The 22,375-nt window shown below is 56.2% G+C and carries 18 protein-coding genes, 1 tRNA gene and 1 pseudogene; 12 read left to right on the plus strand and 8 right to left on the minus strand.

All coding sequences use genetic code 11. The features are described 5' to 3' along the window. Positions 1 to 39: 39 nt before the first annotated feature. The 6 genes from ghrB to GRPL_RS20095 all read right to left on the minus strand — a co-directional run bounded on the left by ghrB (position 40) and on the right by GRPL_RS20095 (position 6,005). The gene (gene ghrB, locus GRPL_RS20120; RefSeq protein WP_004868790.1) at positions 40 to 1,011 is read right to left on the minus strand and encodes a glyoxylate/hydroxypyruvate reductase GhrB; all 972 of its coding nucleotides are present in this window, start codon (positions 1,009 to 1,011) and stop codon (positions 40 to 42) included. A gap of 24 nt (positions 1,012 to 1,035) precedes the next feature. Further along, entirely contained in the window at positions 1,036 to 2,316 is a 1,281-nt protein-coding gene (locus GRPL_RS20115) for an MFS transporter (protein ID WP_004868788.1), read from the minus strand. Between the two features lie 84 nt (positions 2,317 to 2,400). Then, positions 2,401 to 3,339 (minus strand): sugar kinase, encoded by a 939-nt coding sequence (locus GRPL_RS20110; RefSeq protein WP_032698576.1) that lies wholly within the window; start codon positions 3,337 to 3,339, stop codon positions 2,401 to 2,403. Positions 3,340 to 3,342: 3 nt separating this feature from the next. Next, a complete protein-coding gene (locus GRPL_RS20105) occupies positions 3,343 to 4,092 on the minus strand; it encodes a sugar phosphate isomerase/epimerase family protein (protein ID WP_032696978.1) in 750 nt (249 codons plus the stop codon). Between the two features lie 110 nt (positions 4,093 to 4,202). Further along, positions 4,203 to 5,219 (minus strand): LacI family DNA-binding transcriptional regulator, encoded by a 1,017-nt coding sequence (locus tag GRPL_RS20100; protein WP_004868782.1) that lies wholly within the window; start codon positions 5,217 to 5,219, stop codon positions 4,203 to 4,205. A 123-nt stretch (positions 5,220 to 5,342) separates the two neighbouring features. Beyond that, positions 5,343 to 6,005 carry an OmpA family lipoprotein gene (locus GRPL_RS20095; protein WP_032696977.1) on the minus strand — a complete coding sequence of 221 codons (663 nt, stop codon included), beginning with the start codon at positions 6,003 to 6,005 and terminating at the stop codon, positions 5,343 to 5,345. A gap of 168 nt (positions 6,006 to 6,173) precedes the next feature. On the opposite strand from GRPL_RS20095, the gene GRPL_RS20090 reads away from it, so the two are divergent. Next, positions 6,174 to 8,504, plus strand: coding sequence for a molybdopterin guanine dinucleotide-containing S/N-oxide reductase (locus tag GRPL_RS20090; RefSeq protein WP_032696976.1), 2,331 nt, complete (start codon positions 6,174 to 6,176; stop codon positions 8,502 to 8,504). On the opposite strand, the gene GRPL_RS20085 is transcribed toward GRPL_RS20090, so the two are convergent. After that, entirely contained in the window at positions 8,473 to 8,913 is a 441-nt protein-coding gene (locus GRPL_RS20085) for an N-acetyltransferase (RefSeq protein ID WP_032698579.1), read from the minus strand. The genes GRPL_RS20090 and GRPL_RS20085 overlap by 32 nt on opposite strands. Beyond that, positions 8,891 to 9,472: a DNA-3-methyladenine glycosylase I gene (gene tag / locus GRPL_RS20080; protein WP_032690319.1), complete on the minus strand. Its 582-nt coding sequence runs from the start codon at positions 9,470 to 9,472 to the stop codon at positions 8,891 to 8,893. The genes GRPL_RS20085 and tag overlap by 23 nt, the downstream gene beginning before the upstream one ends. Positions 9,473 to 9,736: 264 nt before the next feature. Between tag and GRPL_RS20075 the strand changes: the two genes are divergently transcribed. The 11 genes and pseudogenes from GRPL_RS20075 to GRPL_RS20030 all read left to right on the plus strand — a co-directional run bounded on the left by GRPL_RS20075 (position 9,737) and on the right by GRPL_RS20030 (position 22,367). Continuing rightward, positions 9,737 to 10,345, plus strand: coding sequence for an autotransporter outer membrane beta-barrel domain-containing protein (locus GRPL_RS20075; protein WP_162180060.1), 609 nt, complete (start codon positions 9,737 to 9,739; stop codon positions 10,343 to 10,345). Positions 10,346 to 10,584: 239 nt separating this feature from the next. Continuing rightward, positions 10,585 to 11,787, plus strand: a complete 1,203-nt coding sequence (locus GRPL_RS20070; protein WP_032696974.1) for an L-lactate MFS transporter — start codon at positions 10,585 to 10,587, stop codon at positions 11,785 to 11,787. 363 nt (positions 11,788 to 12,150) lie between these two features. Then, positions 12,151 to 13,842 (plus strand): kdo(2)-lipid A phosphoethanolamine 7''-transferase, encoded by a 1,692-nt coding sequence (gene eptB, locus GRPL_RS20065; protein WP_032690322.1) that lies wholly within the window; start codon positions 12,151 to 12,153, stop codon positions 13,840 to 13,842. A gap of 90 nt (positions 13,843 to 13,932) precedes the next feature. Continuing rightward, a tRNA-Pro gene (locus GRPL_RS20060) sits at positions 13,933 to 14,009 on the plus strand. Between the two features lie 837 nt (positions 14,010 to 14,846). Further along, positions 14,847 to 16,454 carry a dipeptide ABC transporter periplasmic-binding protein DppA gene (gene dppA, locus GRPL_RS20055; protein WP_032696973.1) on the plus strand — a complete coding sequence of 536 codons (1,608 nt, stop codon included), beginning with the start codon at positions 14,847 to 14,849 and terminating at the stop codon, positions 16,452 to 16,454. Positions 16,455 to 16,562: 108 nt separating this feature from the next. After that, positions 16,563 to 17,582 (plus strand): dipeptide ABC transporter permease DppB, encoded by a 1,020-nt coding sequence (dppB, locus tag GRPL_RS20050; RefSeq protein WP_032690324.1) that lies wholly within the window; start codon positions 16,563 to 16,565, stop codon positions 17,580 to 17,582. A 9-nt stretch (positions 17,583 to 17,591) separates the two neighbouring features. Beyond that, positions 17,592 to 18,494, plus strand: coding sequence for a dipeptide ABC transporter permease DppC (gene dppC / locus GRPL_RS20045; RefSeq protein ID WP_032690325.1), 903 nt, complete (start codon positions 17,592 to 17,594; stop codon positions 18,492 to 18,494). Between the two features lie 10 nt (positions 18,495 to 18,504). Next, positions 18,505 to 19,488: a dipeptide ABC transporter ATP-binding protein gene (dppD, locus tag GRPL_RS20040; RefSeq protein ID WP_015585548.1), complete on the plus strand. Its 984-nt coding sequence runs from the start codon at positions 18,505 to 18,507 to the stop codon at positions 19,486 to 19,488. Further along, positions 19,485 to 20,498, plus strand: a complete 1,014-nt coding sequence (gene dppF, locus GRPL_RS20035; RefSeq protein WP_032690326.1) for a dipeptide ABC transporter ATP-binding subunit DppF — start codon at positions 19,485 to 19,487, stop codon at positions 20,496 to 20,498. The genes dppD and dppF overlap by 4 nt, the downstream gene beginning before the upstream one ends. Before the next feature lie 496 nt (positions 20,499 to 20,994). Further along, positions 20,995 to 21,573 (plus strand): cellulose biosynthesis protein BcsO, encoded by a 579-nt coding sequence (bcsO, locus tag GRPL_RS0125530; protein WP_032698581.1) that lies wholly within the window; start codon positions 20,995 to 20,997, stop codon positions 21,571 to 21,573. 1 nt (position 21,574) lies between these two features. Next, positions 21,575 to 22,367, plus strand: a pseudogene (locus GRPL_RS20030) (cellulose synthase operon protein YhjQ/BcsQ). Positions 22,368 to 22,375 lie beyond the last annotated feature (8 nt).

Consider the following 22,375-nt stretch of genomic DNA (forward strand, 5'->3'; position numbering starts at 1 on the left):
TCAGGCGTTGACCTCGACCCGGGTTACTTCAGCTTACCTTCACTTCACCTGCGGATTGACGCAGTTCTTTTCGACCTGACCATTCAGTGCATCAATCAAATTATCGACCGCACAAGCCGCCATATTGTAGCGGGTCTCATGAGTGGCAGAACCGATATGCGGCAGCGCGACGACGTTCGGCAGAGTGAGCAGCGGCGACTCTTTCGCCAGTGGCTCCTGCTCGAAAACGTCCAGACCGGCCGCGTGGATTTGGCCCTTCTGCAAGGCTGAGATCAGCGCCTTTTCATCGACCACCGGGCCGCGCCCTGCATTAATAAAGATGGCGGAAGGCTTCATTTTCGCGAATTTTTCCGCGTTGAACAGGTGATGAGTCTCGGCGGTCAGCGGCAGGATCAGACAGACAAAGTCGGCTTCCTGCAGCAGCGTATCCAGATCGCAGTAACGCGCGTTAAAGCGCTCTTCCGCCTGCGGGTGACGGCTGCGGGCGTTATACAGAATCGGCATGCCAAAACCGGCGTGCGCGCGCTGCGCCAGGGCCATCCCGATACGGCCCATGCCCACGATCCCCAGCGTTTTATGGTGCACATCGCTGCCGAACCAGTCCGGGCCGATGCTTTTCGTCCACTCTCCGGCTTTCACCCGGTTGGCGACTTCCACCACCCGACGGGATGTGCTGAGCACCAGCGCCATCACCGTATCGGCAACGGTTTCAGTCAGCACGGTCGGCGTATGCATCAGCAGCACCTTGCGCGCATTCAGCGCCTCAACGTCGAAGTTGTCATAGCCGACGGAAATCGTGGAGGTCGCACGAAGCCTGGGCATTTTCTCCAGTAACGCGGCATCAACTTTTTCGCTCGACCCCAGCAGACCTTCCGCCTGGGCAAAGGCTTCCGCGTGCTGCTGGACGGTGTCAGGGCTCAGGTTTTTCACCTGAGTGACGGTAAAGTGTTTTTCCAGACGTTGCTGCAAGTCGTCGGGAAGCGTTTTATAGAGAATAACGGACGGCTTCATGCGGATCTCCGTAAGTAGTAAAGGTCAGGCGTGACGAGCGCCGATGGGAAGCTTTTGATTGTTAGCAGGCTTAACAATTAAAGTAAGCCATACCGAGGCGAAAAGCGCCACTCCCATGAAAATGTATGAGGCTGATGGACTGCCGGTGGTGCCGTTCAGGTAGCCCACGAACCACGAACCAAAGAATGAACCTAAGGCCCCCATGCTGTTGATGAGCGCCATTGCGCCACCGGCGACGTTACGCGGCAGCATTTCCGGAATGATGGCGAAAAACGGACCGTAAGGGGCGTACATTGCCGCACCGGCAATCACCAGCAGGGTATAAGAGGCCCAGAAATGGTTAGCGCCGACGGCCCATGAGCCAATAAAAGCCAGTCCGCCAATCAGCAGCAGCGGCCAGACGAACAGTTTACGGTTCTGCATTTTATCGGAAGCCCAGGAGACGACGATCATCGCAATAGTCGCGGCCAGATAAGGTACCGAAGAGAGCCAGCCGACTTCCACCATCCCCATATTGACGCCGCCGCTGCGAATAATTGACGGCAGCCACAGCACAAAACCGTACACGCCGATACTCCAGGCAAAATACTGCATGCACAGCAGAATGACGTTGCGTGAGCGGAAGGCTTCGCCGTAGTTACGCACGGCTTTAATACCCTGCTGCTCGCTCTCCAGCTGCGCCTGCAGCGCGGCTTTCTCGTTTTCTGACAGCCAGTTCACCTGCGACGGTTTATCCTTGACCAGCACCCACCAGCAGAAGGCCCAGAGGACGGCCGGGACGCCTTCAATAATAAACATTTCACGCCAGCCGAAGGACTGAATCAGGTAGCCGGAGACCACCGACATCCACAGTACCGTGACCGGGTTGCCGAGGATTAAGAAGGTGTTGGCGCGTGAACGTTCTGATTTGGTAAACCAGTTACTGATGTAAATCAGCATCGCCGGCATGACCGCCGCTTCCACGACGCCGAGAATAAAACGGATCGCCGCCAGCGCTGGAATATTGTGCACCATCCCGGTCAGCGAGGCGCAGGCGCCCCACAGGATCAGACAGATGAAAATCAGCTTCCGTACGCTACGGCGTTCAGCGTAAATCGCCCCCGGGATCTGGAAGAAGAAATAGCCGAGGAAGAAAAGTGCGCCAAGAAGCGACGAGATGCCTTTGGTAATGCCTAAATCTTCCGTAATGCCCGCTGCCGAAGCAAAGCTGAAGTTTGCGCGGTCGAGATACGCCAGGCTATACGTGATAAACACGATAGGCATGATGTACCACCAGCGTTTCGTTGCATTGGTAGAGCTGTTCATAGGCTTGCCTCTAAAGTTGAGGTTCATGACGCCGCCGCCGTATGTAGGGTACAGAGGAGGCCGTTATTATGACGCCGGCCCGGGCTATTCGCCCAGCGCCTCGCGTGTGGGTAATCCTTCGCTGTCGCCCTGGACCTGAATGGCCAGCGAGCCAATTTTGTTGCCGCGGCCTATCGCCTGCTGCAGCGTTCTGCCCTCCAGCAGAGCGCTAATCACGCCGACGGCAAAACCATCGCCGGCGCCCACGGTATCCACGACGTTATCGACTTTGATGGCGGCGACTGCGCCCTGTTCGCCCGCGGCGGTTTTGAACCAGGCGCCGTCGCCGCCGGTTTTAATGATCACGGCCTGAACGCCGCGCGTGAGATAGAAATCGGCAATCCCCTCCGGGGTCCGTTGGCCGGTAAGGATCATGCCTTCTTTGAGACCCGGCAGAACCCAGTCGGCCTGAAACGCCAGCTGATTGAGTTTTTCCACCATCTCGGCTTCGCTTTTCCACAGTACCGGGCGCAGATTCGGATCGAACGAGATCGTCTTCCCCTGGGCTTTCATCGTGGTGGCCGCCTGCTCCAGCAGGGCGTATGAACTCTCCGACAGCGCAGCGGCCACGCCGCTGAGGTGCAGGTGGCGAGCGCTGGTGAAATATTCGGCGCGAAAGTCCTCGGGCGACAGATGGCTGGCGGCAGAACCCTTGCGGAAGTACTCCACAATGGGATCGGTTCCATTTTCGACTTTAGATTTCATCTGGAAGCCGGTTGCATAGCGGCTGTCTTCGCTGACGCCGCGTGCATCAATCCCTTCTTTGGCCAGCGAATGAAGCACAAAACGGCCGAAGCTGTCTTTGCCTACGCGGCTAACCCAGCCGACTTTCAGCCCCAGGCGAGCCAGGCCGGTGGCGACATTCAGCTCTGCGCCGGCTACCCGTTTCATAAAGTGTTCTACTTCGGCCAGGTCGCCGGTTTCCGTCGCGACAAACATCGCCATCGCCTCTCCGATGGTGATGACATCTAATGCGTTTTCCATGGCTTACTCCTCGCGTAACAAATTCACATAGCGACGGGTCACGGCCGTCAGATCGTGGCCCACCAGCGGAAATTCGATACCGCGCGGGGCATCGGCAGGCAGGTTGTCGAGCAGCGCCAGCCAGCGTGCCGGAGCTTCGTCTGGCGGGACGGCGCGAAAGTGCGCATGATGCGGCTCTGCGGCTTTGACATGGATATAGCTGACGGCGGGGGCCAGATGACGTGCGGCCTCTTCCGGCGAATCGCCGACCCACAGCCAGTTACCCATATCGAAGGTTAACGTAACCGGCAGTTGGTTCACCCGACAGGAGGCTTTAAAGCGCTGCATTGGCGCCAACTGGCCGCAGTCGGTCTGGTCGTTTTCCACCACCAGCGCCATGCCGCTCTCCTGCAGGATGCGGCGCAGCGATTCCAGTTCGTTGTTATGGGTAAAATGGCCGAGAGACAGTTTTAACCACAGGGCGTTGAGGGTCTGCGCTTCGCGTAACAGCGCCGGCAGACGCGGGTTAAGGGCGCCATTCGCTTCAAACAGCGCTTCCGGCGCAGAGTAGCAGGCCAGCAGGTTGTGGCGTTCAATGGTGGCGGCCAGCGCCGGCAGCTGATTGAGCTCGTCAGCGCTGAATAACTCACGGCGGATTTCCACGCCGTCGGCGCCGGATCCGGCGATAAACGGCAGTACGGCGGACTGCCCGCCAAGTTCTTTAATGCAATCATGACCATAGGCGGCGGTCACGACAATAATTTTTCTGGCCATCTGACAAACTCCCGGTAGCGCTGTAGCAAATCACTCTATTACGCTAGATGGTACCGGTTCCAAAGGAAAGGAGAGGATGTCTAATTTATGATCACCATCACGAAGGAGGGCTATCGGGAGGTCGATCCCCGCACGATCAGTTCACCGGAGAAGACCCGCTCGCAGATGGGGTCGTTAGTGCCTTCAATCCGGCGCACCACCTGCTCAACCGCGGCATAGCCAATCTGCCACGTGGGCTGTTTGAGCGTGGTAATACCCACGCCCGCCAGCTCCGCCCACTCCAGCTCGTCGAAGCCGAGCAGGCCGATGTCGCTGCCCCAAACCAGGTCGATTCGCTTGAGCGCGCGCGCAACCTGTAGCGTCAGGGCGCCGTTGGCGGAAATCAGCGCCTTGCGCATGCCGCGATGGCGGGAGTGAAACTGACGCAGCACCGTATCGAGCATGGCGCCGTCGTTCAGCGGAACTTCAGCGTTTTCTGCGACGATGCCGGCGTAGCGCTGGAGGGTGGCGCGAAACGCGCTCAGGCGTTCGCGACGGGTGTTGACCGAACCGAGCGGCTCGCTCAGGAACAGCAGGGCTTCAAACCCTTTCTCCACCAGATGTTCTGTGGCGGTCGTCGCGGCCTGAGTGTTGTCCAGACCGACGACATCGCAGGCGAAGTCCGGAATCTTGCGGTCAATGAGTACCATCGGTAGCGCCGACTGCTGCAGGCGATTCAGCCCCTCTTCGCGCATCCCAACGGCGTTGACCACGATCCCCTCTACCTGGTAGCTGCGCAGCAGGTCGAGATAGTGCAGCTCCTGGTCGAGCTCGTTATTGGTATTACACACCAGCAGTGTAAAGCCCTTTTCGCGACAGGCCGCTTCGATGCCGCTGAGGACATTGACCGAGTAAGGATTGGTGATATCGGCGATGATCAGGCCAATCAGCCGGGTTCGGCCATGTTTCAGGCCACGGGCCATCAGGCTGGGACGGTAGTTAAGTTCGGCAATCGCTTTTTCAATGCGCGCCAGCAGGTCATCGGAAAGCAGGTGCTTTTCGCCATTGAGGTAGCGTGAAATGCTGGTTTTTCCGGTCTTTGCGGCTTTCGCCACATCGCTAATGGTTGCTCGCGCCGCTTTCGCCATGATGGCTTCCTTTGCTGAAATCTGGAGAACACCTTAGCGCGAAAATCCGCTATATCAAGCATTTTGCCCGGCAAGTGGCGCTTACCGGGCGAAGGATACGGTGGTCGGGGTCGACCGCCGGACTTACTGGAGCGGGCTGAGGGTGATTTCTACGCGACGGTTTTGCGCTTTCCCTTCCGCCGTGGTGTTGCTGGCGATGGGGTTTGCCGGGCCCATGCCGCTGGTACGAATACGGTTTGCCGCCACGCCCTGGGTGATGAGGGCGCTGGCAACGCTGTCGGCGCGCTGCTGCGACAGGCGCATATTCAGATCCTGACCGCCGGTGCTGTCGGTGTAACCTACGACGTTAACCGCGGTTTTCTCATACTCTTTCAGCACCATGGCCACGCCGGTGAGGGTGTTTGCCCCGGCCGGTTTCAGGTTGGCACTGCTGCTGTCAAAGGTGACGTTATTTGGCATATTCAGCACGATGTTATCGCCATTTCGCGTCACGGTGACGCCCGTTCCCTGCATTTTCTCGCGCAGTTTTGCTTCCTGCACATCCATGTAATAACCGATGCCGCCGCCCAGCGCCGCCCCGGCCGCTGCGCCAATCAGCGCGCCTTTGCCGCGATCTTTTTTCGACGAGGAGAGTGCGCCGACGCCCGCGCCGACCAGCGAACCGATCCCGGCGCCGATGCCGGATTTCCCCGCTTCGCGTTCGCCGGTATACGGGTTAGTGGTACAGCCAGAAATCGCCAGGGTGCCGCTCACCACAGCCGCAATCATGAGTACGCGTTTTTTCATGTTATTTCCTTAATCCTTTTTATTCGTTGTCACAGCGCGCGTGACGGTTGATTATGACGTCCAATTACGTAGAAAATTCCCCGTACCGGCTCTCTTTTTGTAAATAACATTGAACGGTCAGTATCACAGACCGTCACAACACCTGCATTCGCTGACCAGGAGCTCGCTTTGCCAACCTCATCTGCAACCAAAACCATCTTAACCGCGGCTCACTGGGGGCCTATGCTGGTTGAAACGGATGGTGAAAATGTCCTCTCTTCCCGCGGTGCGCTGGAGACCTCTTTCGCCAACTCCTTGCAAACCGCCGTGCGTGAGCAGGTCCACAGCAAAACCCGCGTCCGCTATCCGATGGTACGTAAAGGTTTCCTTGCTTCGCCGGAGAGTCCGCAGGGCGTACGCGGCCAGGACGAGTTTGTGCGGGTAAGCTGGCAGGAGGCATTGGATCTTATCCACGCACAGCATCGGCGGATTCGGGAAAACCACGGCCCGGCAGCGATTTTTGCCGGTTCCTACGGCTGGCGCTCTAACGGCGTGCTCCACAAGGCGGCGACGTTGCTGCAGCGCTACATGAGCCTCGCAGGCGGATATACCGGACATCTGGGGGATTATTCCACCGGCGCGGCACAGGCGATCATGCCCTATGTGGTTGGCGGCAATGAGGTTTATCAGCAGCAGACCAGTTGGCCGATGGTACTGGAACATAGCGATGTGGTGGTGCTCTGGAGCGCCAACCCGCTGAATACGCTAAAAATTGCCTGGAACGCTTCCGATGAGCAGGGGATCCCGTGGTTCGATCGGTTGCGCAAAAGTGGGAAGCGGGTGATCTGTATCGATCCGATGCGATCGGAAACGGCGGAATTCTTTGGTGAGGTGGGCGAATGGATCGCTCCGCATATGGGTACGGATGTCGCGATGATGCTCGGCATTGCCCATACGCTGGTGGAGAACGGCTGGCAGGACGATGCGTTTCTCGCCCGCTGTACCAGCGGCTATGACGTTTTTGCCCGCTATCTGACCGGTGAAAGCGATGGCACGCCGAAAACCGCAGAGTGGGCGGCGGAGATCTGCGGCGTTAGCGCGGAGAAGATCCGCGAACTGGCCGCGCTATTCCATGACAATACCACCATGCTGATGTCCGGTTGGGGGATGCAGCGTCAGCAGTTTGGCGAGCAGAAACACTGGATGCTGGTGACGCTTGCGGCGATGCTGGGGCAGATTGGTACTCCCGGCGGCGGTTTTGGCCTTTCCTACCACTTTGCCAACGGCGGTAACCCGACCCGTCGGGCGGCGGTACTGGCTTCGATGCAAGGCTGTGTGGCGGGCGGTACCGAGGCGGTCGAAAAAATACCGGTGGCGCGCATTGTGGAAGCGCTGGAAAATCCCGGTGCGCCGTATCAACACAACGGAATGGACCGGCATTTTCCGGATATTCGCTTCGTCTGGTGGTGTGGCGGCGCGAACTTTACCCATCATCAGGATACCAACCGCTTGATTCGGGCCTGGCAGAAGCCGGAGCTTATCGTCATTTCGGAGTGCTTCTGGACCGCTGCCGCCCGCCATGCCGATATTGTCCTGCCGGCGACAACTTCGTTTGAACGTCACGATATGACCATGACCGGCGATTACAGTAACCAGCACCTGGTGCCGATGAAGCGCGTGGTCGCGCCGCGCGATGAAGCCCGGGATGATTTTGACGTCTTTGCCGATCTCAGCGAGCGCTGGGAAGAGGGAGGGCGCGCGCGTTTTACCGAAGGGAAAACCGATCTACAGTGGCTGGAGTCCTTCTATCAGATTGCCGCGCAACGCGGGGCGAGCCAGCAGGTGACGCTGCCGCCATTTGACCAGTTCTGGCAGGCTAACCAGCTGATAGAAATGCCGGAAAACCCGGAAAATGCCCGTTTTGCGCGCTTCGCGGCATTTCGTGCCGATCCGCAGGCCAATCCGCTGAAAACCGCGAGCGGCAAAATTGAAATTCACTCTCCAACGATTGCCGGCTTTGCCTACCCCGACTGTCCACCGCACCCAATGTGGCTGGAACCGGACGAGTGGCACGGCAATGCCCGGCCTGGCCAGCTGCAGGTGCTGTCCGCTCATCCGGCGCATCGTCTGCACAGCCAGCTGAACCACACGTCGCTGCGCGAAAAGTACGCTGTCGCCGGCCGTGAGCCATTAACTCTTCATCCGCTGGACGCGCAGGCGCGCAATATTGCCGACGGCGATGTCGTGCGGGTGTGGAACGCGCGCGGCCAGGTGCTGGCCGGCGCCGTGGTGACGGAAGGTATTCGTCCAGGGGTTATCTGTTTACACGAAGGGGCCTGGCCTGATATCGACCCGCAGGCCGGTATCTGCAAAAACGGCGCGGTGAATGTTCTGACCAAAGATATTCCGACCTCGCGGCTGGGCAACGGCTGCGCCGGGAATACGGCGCTGGCGTGGCTGGAAAAATATGACGGCCCGGCGCTGACGCTTACGGCGTTTGATCCGCCGGCCAATGCATAATCCAGGTCGGTTGTAGCGTATCGTCCTGCCATGCGCAGTCTTCTATCCGGAAGCCTTGCGCATGGTAGAAATTCACCGCCTGAACGTTTTTCTGGTAAACCTCGAGACTGAGCCAGCGGTAATGCTGTTTGACCTCGTTCAGCAGCGCGCTGCCGATGCCGCGGCGGATAGCGTCCGGCGCGACAAACAGCGCACCGATAAAGCGGGACTCCATCACGCTGACAAAACCCTTGATCGTCGCGCTCTCTTCCCACACCCAGGTGCTGGCGGCAGGCAGGTAGACATCGCGTACGACGGCGACACTCTCGTGCCAGTATGTTTCGTCGATAAAGGGATGGGCATGAATCGTGCTTTCCAGCCACAGCGTGAGTAGCGGGCGGGTCTCTTTAGCGTCCCACTTGCGGATCATCATCGCCTCCCGGGTGACAGAAACAGCTCGTCACATGATCGTTGACCAGTCCGCAGGCCTGCATAAAGGAGTAGCAGATGGTGGAGCCGACAAACTTAAAACCGCGCTTTTTCAGCGCCCTGGAGAGGGCGTCGGAAGCCGGTGTGGTGGTGGGGATCTCCGCCAGCGTGGCGGCATGGGAAATCTGTGGCTGATTGTCGACGAAAGACCAGACAAAGTCGGTAAACGATTCGCCGCTCTCTTCCATGGTCAGGAAGGCGCGGGCGTTGCCAATAATGGCCTGAATTTTCCCACGATGGCGAATAATTCCGGCGTCCTGGAGCAGGCGTTCAATATCGGTCTCATTCATGGCGGCAACGCGGACCGGATCGAACTGATGAAAGGCCTGGCGGTAATTTTCCCGCTTTTTCAGCACCGTAATCCACGACAGACCGGCCTGCTGGCCCTCAAGGCAGATCATTTCGAACAGTTTGCGGGCATCTCTTTGCGCAACGCCCCACTCGTTATCATGGTACTGAATATAAAGCGGGTCCTGGCTTACCCAACCGCAACGCTGCATGTCTCTCTCCCTTTAGCAATAAAACTTACGCGTTCGCCTTGACGGCTGAAAGATAAAGATAATAGTTAATACAGGGATACCACTCTCAAATATACCCGCCATTATTCAGGTTGCATGTGCATTGGCTGCATTCGTTCGCCCAATCACATTATTCAAGGTATTCAGGGAAGCCCGTCCCATAAAAACACAGCAATAATGCCGGTTTGGCTCTTTTCTGGAGTCGCATTAATGATAATAAAGAAATGCAATGGCCTTCGGGGGATTATGCTCCCGGCGTGTGCCGTCGTCTGGGTCTCGTTTATCAGTGGCGCGAATGCCTGGCAACAGGAATATATCGCTATCGATACCAAAAGTAACACCCCTGAACGCTATACGTGGGATAGCGATCACCAACCCCGCTATGAAGATATTCTGGCGGAGCGTATGAATGCGTCCGGCGATCTTCCCGGTATTGCGCTGAATCAGGCGGTGGCGCCGCCGGATGGCGGCCGCGGGATGAGCGTGGGATGGAATTTTACGCTGGCCAACGGCGTCACTTCCGGCCCGGTGGCGAGTTTGCGTAGCGAGGTGATATCGACCGCCCCCGCGCGCCGCGCGTCAGACAACCCCTATGTGAATACGCTTGGCTGGCGTATGGATTATCAGGCGCTATGGGGCGTCCATCCGTGGGCGCAGGTGAGCTACAACCAGCCGCTCTCTTCGGATCTGATTGGCCCTAATCGCGGGCAGGATGGCGCCTGGCGCGATGTCACCTTCGGGGCGGATATGGCTCTCAATTCACACCTTGCCGCCTGGGCGGCATTATCGCAGGCGGAGAATACGCCAACGGGAGCCAACTATCTCTATGTGATGGGAGTGAGCGCTAACTTTTAGCCTTTATTTAGCATGCGTGAAACGTTCTTGTTACTTAAAAAACACAGTAATGGCGCATTGTTGTAAGATAGTAGTCACTAACTTATTTCTGCTGCTGTCATGCGCCTGCCTTTTTCAATGTCATTCATTCCGGCTCACATGCATTTCATTCCTTGCTGATGGCATTTCATGCCTTTTTTACCCTGGCGTTCAGGCGGCTTCGCTATTGTGGCGGCAGTTAATTATTCAGGATATCTGCTATGAACGCTGCAAACAGTCAATATACCCGCTGGCTTACGCTGGCCGGCACGATCGTTACACAATTCGCGCTGGGATCGGTTTATACATGGAGTTTGTTCAACAGTTCCCTTTCCGCAAAACTGGACGAACCGGTAAGCCAGGTGGCTTTCTCCTTCGGTCTGTTAAGCCTCGGTCTGGCGCTATCCTCTTCCGTCGCCGGTAAACTGCAGGAACGCTTTGGCGTCAGGCGCGTCACGATGGCGTCCGGTGTTCTGCTGGGGCTCGGCTTTTTCCTTACCGCCCACGCCAACAGCCTGATGATGCTCTGGCTGAGCGCAGGCCTGTTGGTGGGGCTGGCGGATGGCGCGGGCTATCTGCTGACGCTCTCCAACTGCGTGAAGTGGTTCCCGGAGCGTAAAGGGCTGATTTCCGCCTTTTCCATTGGTTCCTATGGCCTCGGTAGCCTCGGGTTCAAATTTATTGATAGCCATCTGCTGGCCACCGTCGGGCTGGAGAAAACCTTTATTATCTGGGGCGCCATTGTCCTGGTGATGATTGTCTTCGGCGCAACCTTAATGAAAGATGCGCCGAATCATACCGCCGCCTCGCATAATGGCGTGGTGGAGAATGACTTCACGCTGGCCGAGTCGATGCGTAAACCGCAGTACTGGATGCTCGCCGTGATGTTCCTGACGGCCTGCATGAGCGGCCTGTATGTTATTGGCGTAGCGAAAGATATCGCTCAAGGGATGGTGCATCTGGATGTCGCGACGGCGGCGAATGCGGTCACCGTTATCTCTATCGCCAACCTGAGCGGACGTCTGGTGCTGGGGATTCTGTCGGATAAAATTTCCCGTATCCGCGTCATTACTATCGGCCAGGTGGTTTCACTGGTCGGCATGGCCGCGCTGCTGTTCGCGCCGCTGAACGCGATAACCTTCTTTGCCGCGATTGCCTGCGTCGCCTTTAACTTCGGCGGAACGATTACCGTGTTCCCGTCGCTGGTCAGTGAATTTTTCGGTCTGAATAACCTGGCAAAAAACTACGGCGTCATCTATCTGGGCTTTGGTATCGGCAGTATCTGCGGCTCGCTGATTGCCTCGCTGTTCGGTGGGTTCTACGTGACCTTCTGCGTTATCTTTGCCCTGCTGATTCTCTCTCTGGCGCTTTCCACGACGATTCGCCAGCCGAAAGGTGAAGTTTACAGCGAAGCCCACGCCTGATACGCCATCTTCGCGGCGTCATATCGATATTCCTGAGCTATTTGTGCTTGTCCAACCAAATGTTTTGTAAATGTTTGGTTGGATCACACTCCCGCCTGGTACTTTTTCCTTTCTCTGTGGTCTACTTAGCGCGCTTTGTAGAGGTTTCTTATACTCTCCGTCCTTCAAACTGCCTTATTGTTGACTGCGCTCGTTCGCCTCAGTCACTTACTTGAGTAAGCTCCAGAGGATTCACGAGCCCGTCGCCGCAAGGCATCTCGAATGGGTTTGAGTAGTTAATCAACCTGAACGCACCCTATTAACCTGCCCGCTTATATCGCGTAAGTCAGGTGGTTTTATCTCTTCTTTTTCCAGGTTTCATGCATGAATTATATTAGAACGATGACACAGCAGAAAGTCAGCCTTTGGCTGGCGCTGTACATCGGCTGGTTTATGAACGTTGCTGTGCTTTTCCGTCGCCTTGATGGTTATGCGCAGGAATTTACCCTCTGGAAAGGGCTTTCCGGGATTGTGGAACTGGTTGCCACCGTGCTGGTGACGTTTTTCCTGTTACGTGTTCTGTCGCTGCTGGGTCGGCGCGTCTGGCGAATACTCGCTACGCTGGTGGTAATTTTCTCCGCTGCCGCCAGCTATTACATGACCTTCCTGAACGTGGTGATTGGTTACGGCATCATCGCGTCGGTTATGACCACGGATATCGACCTCTCTCAGGAGGTGGTGGGCTGGTATTTGATTCTGTGGCTGGCGCTGGTCAGCGCTCCGCCGCTGCTGCTTATCTGGAGCAACCGCTGTCAACATACTCTGCTGCGGCAAATTCGCACGCCGGGCCAGCGGGTAAAAAATATCGCCATCGTTGCCCTTGCCGGATTAATGGTCTGGGGACCGATTCGCCTGCTCGAACTGCGGCAGAAGGACGTGGAGCGTAGCTCTGAAGTCGATATGCCGAGCTATGGCGGGGTGATTGCCAACTCGTATCTGCCGTCAAACTGGCTTTCTGCGCTGGGGCTGTACGCCTGGGCGCAGGTGGATGAGTCCTCAGATAACAAGTCGTTGATAAACCCTGCCAAAAAATTCACCTATGTGGAGCCGCAGGGCCTGGATGATACCTACGTGGTGTTCATTATCGGTGAAACCACCCGCTGGGATCATATGGGGATCCTGGGTTATGGCCGCAATACCACGCCAAAGCTGGCCCAGGAGAAAAACCTGGTCGCCTTCCGCGGGTATTCGTGCGACACCGCGACCAAGCTCTCCTTGCGCTGCATGTTTGTGCGCGAGGGCGGGGCGGAAGACAACCCGCAGCGAACGCTGAAAGAGCAAAACGTCTTTGCGGTCCTGCACCAGCTCGGCTTTACCGGCGACCTGTATGCGATGCAGAGCGAGATGTGGTTCTACAGCAATACTATGGCGAACAGCATTGCCTATCGCGAGCAGATTGGCGCGGAGCCGCGTAACCGCGGTAAGAGCGTGGACGATATGCTGCTGGTGGATGAAGTGAAGCGTTCACTGACCAAGAATAACCAGGGTAAGCACCTGATCATTCTGCATACCAAAGGGTCGCACTTTAACTATACCCAGCGTTACCCGCGCAGCTTCGCGCAGTGGCAGCCGGAGTGCGTGGGCGTGGACAGCAAATGCTCGAAAGCGGAGCTGATCAACTCTTACGATAATAGCGTGACCTATGTCGATCACTTTATCGTGAGCGTGCTGGATCAACTGCGTGATAAGAAGGCGATTGTGTTCTATGCCGCCGATCATGGGGAGTCAATCAACGAGCATGAGCACCTGCACGGTACGCCGCGTAAGATGGCGCCGCCGGAACAGTTCCGTGTGCCGATGATGGTGTGGATGTCGGATAAATATCTGGCAGCGCCGGACCATGCTGCTTCGTTTGCCCGCCTTAAAGAGCAGGCGGCGATGAAAGTCCCGCGTCGTCACGTTGAGCTGTATGACACCATCATGGGTTGTCTGGGCTACACCTCGCCGGACGGTGGGATTAATGAGAATAACAACTGGTGCCGCGTTGCCGATGCGGGGAAAACCGTGGCGAAATAGCGGGAGTGGCGAGTTTCTCGCCGCTTGAGCTATTTTTTCCAAATAAGGCATTGACGGGTGTGAGTCTCAGCAGTAAGATGCGCCCGCATTCGGTGATTGGCGCAGCCTGGTAGCGCACTTCGTTCGGGACGAAGGGGTCGGAGGTTCGAATCCTCTATCACCGACCAAATTTAAAAGCCTGCTCAATGAGCAGGCTTTTTTGCATCTGAAGCCGATGAGGATGAGAGCCTCCGGGGGCAGAGGTTCGGCTATGCTGGCGGCCCAGAGCGCTCATTTGTACCTCAGCAATTTTTAGCCGGCTTAACACCGCCCTGGTGTATTGGCCTGTCTCCCCCTGCTGACAGCAAAAACAGGCCTCGTCCAGGCCACCGTAAAATGAAATCCTTTGCATCAATGGCGTTGGGCTGCGGGCCGGGCGCCACGATGTCGGAGTGTGATAGTCAACCAAAGTCACAAAAAAAGCACGAATCCTTGTTTCATGTTGCCTGTTAACTATTTTGTGACATCTTCCATTGTATTTTTTTATATATCTAAGGCTCTTTTTTCGCGAAGCTTATGGATAACTGCAGCATTTTCCGCTGTGCGTTTTAACGTTCGCGCTATTAATCGCTCACATATTGGCCATATCGTAATAAATTTTCACCATTTACCAGAATTGCTTATCACTGGCTGTTACGAAGTATTAAGACATTTATGCTGCCCGCTCGCCGCTAGCATAAATTTCTCTGCTGAAAATAGCGTCTTGAAGTTTTTTTAATCTTTGCCTGCTGATTCTCACCCCGGGTGTAAAACCCGGTTGGCTGTATTGACGTTTACGCATTCTGTTGACAGATTGTAGGGCATGAGGGGCATTTCATGGAGAATCCGCACTGCAACTCAGGCGTTTTTGTGAAAGGAATCCCCATCTCTCATCCAGGCCTTCGGGCACCACCGACCAGACCGGGTAAAAAATAAATAAAGGCCTGGCGGATATATGCAAACAACATCACATTTGGAGCAGAATAATGAGTATTTCCTTGAAAAAGTCAGGGATGCTGAAGCTTGGTCTGAGCCTGGTCGCCCTGACCGTTGCAGCAAGCGTTCAGGCTAAGACCCTGGTTTATTGTTCTGAAGGTTCGCCGGAAGGCTTTAACCCACAGCTATTCACTTCTGGTACAACCTATGACGCCAGCTCGGTGCCCATCTATAACCGCCTGGTTGAATTCAAAACCGGTACTACGGAAGTGATTCCGGGGCTGGCGGAAAAATGGGAAGTGAGTGAGGACGGCAAAATCTATACGTTCCACCTGCGTCAGGGCGTGAAGTGGCAGGATAATAAAGACTTTAAACCTACTCGCGACCTGAATGCCGACGACGTTGTATTCTCGTTCGATCGCCAGAAAAACGCGCAAAACCCGTACCATAAAGTGTCCGGCGGCAGCTATGAATACTTCGAAGGGATGGGCCTGCCTGACCTGATTAGCGAAGTGAAGAAAGTCGACGATAAAACCGTCCAGTTTGTGCTGACTCGCCCGGAAGCGCCGTTCCTCGCTGACCTGGCGATGGACTTCGCCTCTATTCTGTCGAAAGAGTATGCCGACAACATGCTGAAAGCCGGTTCGCCGGAAAAAGTGGACCTGAACCCAATCGGTACCGGTCCGTTCCAGCTGCTGCAGTATCAAAAAGACTCCCGTATTCTCTATAAAGCCTTCCCGGGCTACTGGGGCACCAAGCCGAAGATCGATCGCCTGGTCTTCTCCATTACGCCTGATGCTTCCGTGCGCTATGCCAAACTGCAGAAGAATGAGTGCCAGGTGATGCCGTACCCGAACCCGGCCGACATCGCGCGCATGAAAGAAGATAAGAGCATTAACCTGCTGGAACAGCCGGGCCTGAACGTCGGCTATCTCTCCTTCAACACCGAGAAGAAACCGCTGGATAACGTGAAGGTCCGCCAGGCGTTGACCTATGCGGTAAATAAAGAAGCGATTATCAAAGCCGTTTACCAGGGCGCAGGTCAGTCCGCGAAAAACCTGATTCCACCGACCATGTGGGGCTATAACGACGACGTTAAAGACTACACTTACGATCCGGAAAAAGCGAAAGCGCTGCTGAAAGAAGCCGGGATGGAAAAAGGCTTCTCCATCGATCTGTGGGCAATGCCGGTACAGCGTCCGTACAACCCGAACGCGCGCCGTATGGCTGAGATGATCCAGGCTGACTGGGCCAAAATTGGCGTCCAGGCCAAGATCGTCACCTACGAGTGGGGCGAATATCTGAAGCGTGCGAAAGCAGGCGAGCACCAGACCGTGATGATGGGCTGGACCGGCGACAACGGGGATCCGGATAACTTCTTCGCCACCCTGTTCAGCTGCGCGGCTGCAAAAGACGGCTCGAACTACTCTCGCTGGTGCTACAAACCGTTTGAAGATCTGATTCAGCCGGCACGTGCCACCGACGACCACAACAAACGTATCGAGCTCTACAAGCAGGCTCAGGTGGTGATGCATGACCAGGCTCCGGCGCTGATCGTCGCTCACTCCACCGTCTATGAGCCAGTGCGTAAAGAAGTCAAAGGCTACGTGGTCGATCCATTAGGCAAGCACCACTTCGATAACGTCTCTGTCGAATAATAAACAGTATGTTCCCCCTCTCCCCGCCTTGGGGAGAGGGAATTGACATTTGTGAGCAATACAGACGTCCGGTCACCAGGCGGGGCGTCACTATAGAGAATCCGGGTTATGTTGCAGTTCATCCTCCGACGTTTGGGACTTGTCATCCCGACCTTTATCGGTATTACCCTTCTCACCTTTGCCTTTGTGCATATGATTCCCGGTGACCCGGTGATGATTATGGCGGGCGAACGTGGTATCTCCCCTGAACGTCACGCTCAGCTGCTGGCTGAAATGGGCCTTGATAAGCCGATGTGGCAGCAGTATGCCCACTATATCTGGGGTGTATTGCATGGGGATTTAGGCATCTCGCTGAAAAGCCGTATTCCCGTGTGGCAGGAGTTCGTGCCGCGCTTTAAAGCCACGCTGGAACTGGGCGTGTGCGCGATGATTTTCGCCGTTATCGTCGGTATTCCGGTGGGCGTGCTGGCGGCGGTCAAACGCGGTTCTATCTTCGATCACACCTCCGTCGGCCTTGCGCTGACCGGCTATTCCATGCCGATCTTCTGGTGGGGAATGATGTTGATCATGCTGGTTTCGGTCCAGCTCAACCTGACGCCAGTCTCCGGACGTATCAGCGATACCGTGTTTCTTGACGATACCCTGCCGCTGACCGGTTTTATGCTCATCGATACCGCTATCTGGGGCGAGCCGGGCGATTTTATTGATGCCTTAATGCACATGATTCTGCCAGCCGTGGTGCTGGGCACCATTCCGCTGGCCGTTATCGTACGTATGACCCGCTCCTCGATGCTGGAAGTACTGGGCGAAGATTACATTCGCACCGCGCGCGCCAAGGGGCTGACCCGTATGCGCGTCATCGTGGTCCACGCGCTGCGTAACGCTATGCTGCCGGTGGTCACGGTGATTGGGCTACAGGTAGGGACGCTGCTGGCGGGCGCTATTTTGACCGAAACCATCTTCTCCTGGCCTGGTTTAGGGCGCTGGCTGATCGATGCGCTGCAACGCCGTGATTACCCGGTGGTTCAGGGTGGGGTACTGCTGGTGGCGACGATGATTATCCTCGTCAACCTGCTGGTCGATCTGCTGTACGGCGTGGTGAACCCGCGTATTCGGCATAAGAAGTAAGGGGCCATCATGTCACAAATTACTGAAAATAAAGTTGTCGCCGCACCGGTGCCAATGACCCCTTTGCAGGAGTTCTGGCACTATTTCAAACGCAATAAAGGGGCGGTTGTCGGCCTGGTGTACGTGGCGATTATGATTATCATTGCCGTGTTCGCTAACTTCCTCGCCCCCTATAACCCGGCGGATCAGTTCCGCGACGTGCTGCTGGCGCCGCCGGCCTGGCAGGACGGGGGAAGTTTTGCGCATCTGCTGGGGACCGATGACGTGGGCCGCGATATTCTGTCGCGACTGATGTACGGCGCGCGTTTATCGCTGCTGGTTGGCTGTCTGGTTGTGGTGCTGTCGCTGATTCTCGGCGTGGTACTGGGCCTGATTGCCGGCTACTTCGGCGGGGTGATTGACTCCATCATTATGCGTGTTGTCGATATTATGCTGGCGTTGCCGAGCCTGCTGCTGGCGCTGGTGCTGGTGGCTATCTTCGGCCCCTCGATCGTCAACGCTTCGCTGGCGCTCACCTTTGTCGCCCTGCCGCACTACGTGCGATTGACCCGTGCGGCGGTGCTGGTGGAAGTGAACCGCGACTACGTCACCGCTTCACGGGTGGCAGGAGCGGGGGCAATACGTCAGATGTTCATCAACATTCTTCCTAACTGCCTTGCTCCGCTGATTGTTCAGGCGTCGCTCGGTTTTTCTAACGCCATTCTCGATATGGCCGCTCTTGGCTTCCTTGGCATGGGTGCGCAGCCGCCGACACCGGAGTGGGGCACGATGCTCTCCGACGTGTTGCAGTTCGCGCAGAGTGCCTGGTGGGTCGTCACCTTCCCGGGTGTCGCGATTCTGCTGACGGTGCTGGCATTTAACCTGATGGGTGACGGTCTGCGTGACGCGCTCGATCCCAAACTGAAGCAGTAAGAGGTTCGAGATGGCGTTATTGAATGTTGATAAATTATCGGTGCACTTCGGCGACGAAGGGACACCGTTTCGCGCGGTAGACCGCGTGAGTTACAGCGTGAATCAGGGTGAAGTGGTTGGCATTGTCGGTGAGTCCGGCTCCGGTAAATCGGTCAGCTCACTGGCGATCATGGGGCTGATTGATTATCCCGGCCGGGTGATGGCGGATAAGCTGGAATTTAATGGCCGCGATCTGAAGCGTATTTCAGAAAAAGAGCGCCGCCAGCTGGTGGGGGCGGAAGTGGCGATGATCTTCCAGGACCCGATGACCAGCCTGAATCCGTGTTACACCGTCGGCTACCAGATAATGGAAGCCATTAAAGTACATCAGGGCGGAAATAAGAAAACCCGTATCCAGCGGGCGATCGATCTGCTGACGCTGGTTGGCATTCCTGACCCGGCATCGCGTCTTGATGTCTATCCGCATCAGCTTTCCGGTGGGATGAGCCAGCGCGTGATGATCGCCATGGCGATTGCCTGCCGACCAAAGCTGCTGATTGCGGATGAACCGACCACCGCGCTGGATGTGACCATCCAGGCGCAGATCATTGAGCTGCTGCTGGAGTTGCAGCAAAAAGAGAACATGGCACTGGTCCTGATCACCCACGATCTGGCGCTGGTGGCCGAGGCGGCACACAAAATTATTGTGATGTATGCCGGTCAGGTTGTGGAGACGGGCGATGCGAAGGATATCTTCCGCGCGCCGCGCCATCCGTATACTCAGGCGCTGCTGCGCGCGTTGCCGGAGTTTGCCCAGGATAAAGCGCGGCTGGCGTCGCTGCCGGGCGTAGTGCCAGGGAAATATGACCGCCCCAACGGCTGTCTGTTAAACCCGCGCTGCCCCTATGCCACGGATAAGTGCCGCAGCGAGGAGCCTGAGCTGAACCGCGTCGACGGCGCCCGTCAGTCGAAATGCCACTACCCACTGGATGATGCCGGGAGGCCTACGCTATGAGTACCCATGAGGCCACCACGCAACAGTTCTTGTTGCAGGCCATTGACCTGAAAAAATATTACCCGGTGAAGAAGGGGCTGTTTGCTCCGGAAAGGCTGGTTAAGGCGCTGGACGGGGTCTCGTTTACCCTCGAACGCGGGAAAACGCTGGCGGTGGTCGGCGAGTCCGGCTGCGGCAAATCAACGCTGGGCCGTCTGCTGACGATGATTGAGATCCCGACCGGTGGCGAGCTTTACTATCAGGGCCAGGATTTATTAAAGCCAGACGCCACGGCGCAAAAGCTGCGTCGGCAGAAAATCCAGATTGTGTTCCAGAACCCCTACGGCTCGCTGAATCCGCGTAAGAAAGTGGGGCAGATTCTGGAAGAACCGTTGCAGATCAACACCTCGCTGAGCAAAGAACAGCGCCGTGAAAAAGCGCTGGCGATGATGGCGAAGGTCGGGCTGAAAACGGAGCATTACGATCGCTATCCGCACATGTTCTCCGGCGGTCAGCGGCAGCGTATCGCGATTGCCCGTGGTCTGATGCTGGACCCGGACGTGGTGATTGCCGATGAACCCGTCTCCGCGCTGGACGTGTCGGTTCGTGCGCAGGTGCTGAACCTGATGATGGATCTGCAGCAGGATATGGGGCTGTCGTATGTGTTCATCTCCCATGACCTGTCGGTCGTGGAGCACATTGCGGATGAAGTGATGGTGATGTATCTCGGCCGCTGCGTGGAGAAAGGGTCCAAGGATCAGATCTTCAACAATCCGCAGCATCCGTATACCCAGGCCCTGCTGTCGGCCACGCCACGCCTGAACCCGGACGATCGTCGCGAACGTATTAAGCTGACCGGCGAACTGCCGAGCCCGTTGAATCCGCCACCGGGCTGCGCTTTTAACGCCCGCTGCCGCCGTCGTTTCGGCCCGTGCACCCAGCTGCAGCCGCAGTTGAAAGATTACCGGGGTCAGTTGGTCGCCTGTTTTGCCGTTGACCAGGATGAAAACCAGCAAAAACCGCTCGCCTGATGTCCCCTGCTGCTGTCGAAGGAGCCAAAACTTTCGGCAGCAGCCGCTTATTATGCCCAGAGAAGAGTCAGGCTTGAGAAAGTACCTGGCCGATATTTTTTGGCTTAAATAATTTATTTGACCTATTTATACAACGATATAAAAAGTCTAAAATATATTCCATCACGCGGCAGAGTTATTTTGTTCTGCGCATTATCTAAAGATCAATTAGAGAAAAAACGGGTTATTTTAAGGGTGCGCTGGGCTCAGCTTTGCTGGGATCATGGGACCTCCTAAAAAATGGAGCTATCATTTCTTATAATAAATGATAGGGTAACTACAAAATTATCAGTGATTTACGCCACCTTGACCAATACTCCTCTACAACGTCATTGTATTGTTGGTCATTCTGACCAACTTAAGTTGATGAAAAACAATAAAATAAACTATGCTCTAAAGGCGTAGTATCAAAATAAAAACAGCTAAAATATTATTTTTTAGAATCATGAGGTTATCCATGAACCATTATGATGATTTGCAGCGCTTCAAGGAAAAGACTCGTACGCAAAGTCTCGATTTTAAGGACCTTTCATCACACGCAGCCGCCAGGGAACAGGGCGATTGGGTTATTCTCAATCAGCTCTCGCCTGGGGAAGAAAAAGAATCCTCTCTGGCCATGGGAGGATCGGTATCGTTACCGATACCGCAGCCGGTCCCTACGGATATGTTTCATTGGGTCGAGGCACAACCCGCGCACACGCCGCTGCCATCATCACCTGTAGCCCCGGCTCCGGTAATGCCGCCGCCTGTCTCCGTCTCAGCCCCACATGACCCCCTTTCGGTTGCAGAAAATACGCGGGTAGCGGAACCTGCGCCGGCAATGGCCGTCCCCCTTGCGCCAGCTCCAGCCGTTGCGCCAGCCCCAGCTCCAGCCGTCGCGCCAGCACCACCGGTAGCGGTTCGCCCGGCCGTGCCGTCTGTGCAGGCGGCGGAAGGCTATGCTCATTTATTTGCGGCAAAAGCCGTTGAACCGGTGGCGAAAAATAAAGATCAGCCGCTGAAATCACTTTTAGAAAGGATTGCGACATGCCGTTGATCTGCGTGTGTTCTCCCAAAGGCGGCGTAGGAAAAACGACCCTCGCGGCAAATCTGGCCTATTCATTAGCTCGCGCAGGCAGCAAAGTCCTGGCGATCGATTTTGACGTGCAAAATGCGCTGCGTCTGCATTTTGGCGTCCCTCTGAGCGATGAGCGCGGCTATGTCGCGAAAGCGCTGGAGCTTCATGACTGGAGCCAGTGCGTACTGAGCGCGGGCAGCAATATTTTTGTCCTGCCGTATGGCGATGTTAGCGAGGCGCAGCATCAGGCTTTTGACCAACACCTTGTCAGCGACGCCCATTTCCTCACCCGTGGGCTGGCGGCATTATTGAATTATCCCGGGTTGATTATCATCGCCGACCTGCCTCCCGGCCCTTCACCGGCGCTGACGGCATTAACGTCGCTGGCCGATCTGCACCTGGTGCCGCTGCTGGCGGATACCGCCTCGATGTCGACGCTGTCGCACGTGGAAAAGCAGCGTTTAACCGGCGGTAAGCTTAACCACAAACTTGGGCACTTTTTCGTGCTGAATCAGAGCGATAACCGCCGTCAGGTCAGCCGTGACGTCACTGCTCTGATGGAGGATAAACTGGGCGATCGTCTGTTGGGTATTATCCATCGCGATGAGAGCGTCGTTGAAGCGAATGCTTCCCAGAAGTCGATTCTCGACTTTAGCTCTTCCTCTGCAGCCGCCTTTGATATTGAAATCATGGCAAAAAAAATCTCTGCGCTGTTGGGTATTAAAATTGGCGACGGCACGGTGCACAGCCAGCCTCGTATGTCAGGGCTTTAACTTATTGC

Source organism: Klebsiella planticola ATCC 33531 (assembly GCF_000735435.1).
In the GTDB taxonomy this organism is placed as follows: domain Bacteria; phylum Pseudomonadota; class Gammaproteobacteria; order Enterobacterales; family Enterobacteriaceae; genus Klebsiella; species Klebsiella planticola.

What these genes read in the sequence shown, in the direction of transcription:
- ghrB (WP_004868790.1), bottom strand. Translation starts at nt 1,011, where the DNA reads ATGAAGCCGTCCGTTATTCTCTATAAAACGCTTCCCGACGACTTGCAG.
- GRPL_RS20115 (WP_004868788.1), bottom strand. Translation starts at nt 2,316, where the DNA reads ATGAACAGCTCTACCAATGCAACGAAACGCTGGTGGTACATCATGCCT.
- GRPL_RS20110 (WP_032698576.1), bottom strand. Translation starts at nt 3,339, where the DNA reads ATGGAAAACGCATTAGATGTCATCACCATCGGAGAGGCGATGGCGATG.
- GRPL_RS20105 (WP_032696978.1), bottom strand. Translation starts at nt 4,092, where the DNA reads ATGGCCAGAAAAATTATTGTCGTGACCGCCGCCTATGGTCATGATTGC.
- GRPL_RS20100 (WP_004868782.1), bottom strand. Translation starts at nt 5,219, where the DNA reads ATGGCGAAAGCGGCGCGAGCAACCATTAGCGATGTGGCGAAAGCCGCA.
- GRPL_RS20095 (WP_032696977.1), bottom strand. Translation starts at nt 6,005, where the DNA reads ATGAAAAAACGCGTACTCATGATTGCGGCTGTGGTGAGCGGCACCCTG.
- GRPL_RS20085 (WP_032698579.1), bottom strand. Translation starts at nt 8,913, where the DNA reads ATGATCCGCAAGTGGGACGCTAAAGAGACCCGCCCGCTACTCACGCTG.
- tag (WP_032690319.1), bottom strand. Translation starts at nt 9,472, where the DNA reads ATGCAGCGTTGCGGTTGGGTAAGCCAGGACCCGCTTTATATTCAGTAC.
- GRPL_RS20075 (WP_162180060.1), top strand. Translation starts at nt 9,737, where the DNA reads ATGCTCCCGGCGTGTGCCGTCGTCTGGGTCTCGTTTATCAGTGGCGCG.
- GRPL_RS20070 (WP_032696974.1), top strand. Translation starts at nt 10,585, where the DNA reads ATGAACGCTGCAAACAGTCAATATACCCGCTGGCTTACGCTGGCCGGC.
- eptB (WP_032690322.1), top strand. Translation starts at nt 12,151, where the DNA reads ATGAATTATATTAGAACGATGACACAGCAGAAAGTCAGCCTTTGGCTG.
- dppA (WP_032696973.1), top strand. Translation starts at nt 14,847, where the DNA reads ATGAGTATTTCCTTGAAAAAGTCAGGGATGCTGAAGCTTGGTCTGAGC.
- dppB (WP_032690324.1), top strand. Translation starts at nt 16,563, where the DNA reads ATGTTGCAGTTCATCCTCCGACGTTTGGGACTTGTCATCCCGACCTTT.
- dppC (WP_032690325.1), top strand. Translation starts at nt 17,592, where the DNA reads ATGTCACAAATTACTGAAAATAAAGTTGTCGCCGCACCGGTGCCAATG.
- dppD (WP_015585548.1), top strand. Translation starts at nt 18,505, where the DNA reads ATGGCGTTATTGAATGTTGATAAATTATCGGTGCACTTCGGCGACGAA.
- dppF (WP_032690326.1), top strand. Translation starts at nt 19,485, where the DNA reads ATGAGTACCCATGAGGCCACCACGCAACAGTTCTTGTTGCAGGCCATT.
- bcsO (WP_032698581.1), top strand. Translation starts at nt 20,995, where the DNA reads ATGAACCATTATGATGATTTGCAGCGCTTCAAGGAAAAGACTCGTACG.